Origin of the sequence: Marinomonas lutimaris, assembly GCF_019426345.1 — a bacterium.
GTDB lineage: Bacteria > Pseudomonadota > Gammaproteobacteria > Pseudomonadales > Marinomonadaceae > Marinomonas > Marinomonas lutimaris.
This window is the reverse complement of record NZ_JAHLLW010000061.1, coordinates 1-356: the sequence shown is the minus strand read 5'-3', so window position 1 is coordinate 356 and position 356 is coordinate 1. Positions and strand designations below refer to the sequence as shown.

The window sequence follows — 356 nt, the reverse complement described above, 5'->3', positions numbered from 1 at the left end:
TCTGCTTCACTTAGTCGATTGTCATTTACTTGGCTTTTCGCCTGCTTAATCATAATTCTGTTTCCCTCGGCGCAGGCCTCGATATGTGACCAGCCATTTTTAGCCGCCATATCACGAATCATACCAATTAATTCTGCTTGAGCCTTTAGGCTCAGTGCTTCCTCCTCGTTTGCAGCCACTACTTCAAAAATGCTTGAAAACTTGATTGACGCCATCATCTCACACCTTAAAATATCATCGATTGCTGATATGTAGTATAGCTGAGAAATGGCTACAAAAGTGGGTACATACCAGGGGGGGGGCGCGATATTGCTGGTGCGCTTTTGTCACGATGCCCTGAACACGTTGGTATTGCT

At 45.2% G+C, this 356-nt stretch carries 1 protein-coding gene; it reads right to left on the bottom strand.

Annotated elements, in window-relative coordinates; translation table 11 throughout:
• Window positions 1–215, bottom strand: a 215-nt coding sequence (locus KPL72_RS21110; RefSeq protein WP_219704362.1) for a hypothetical protein, incomplete at its 3' end; no start/stop codon positions are given.
• Window positions 216–356: the final 141 nt, after the last annotated feature.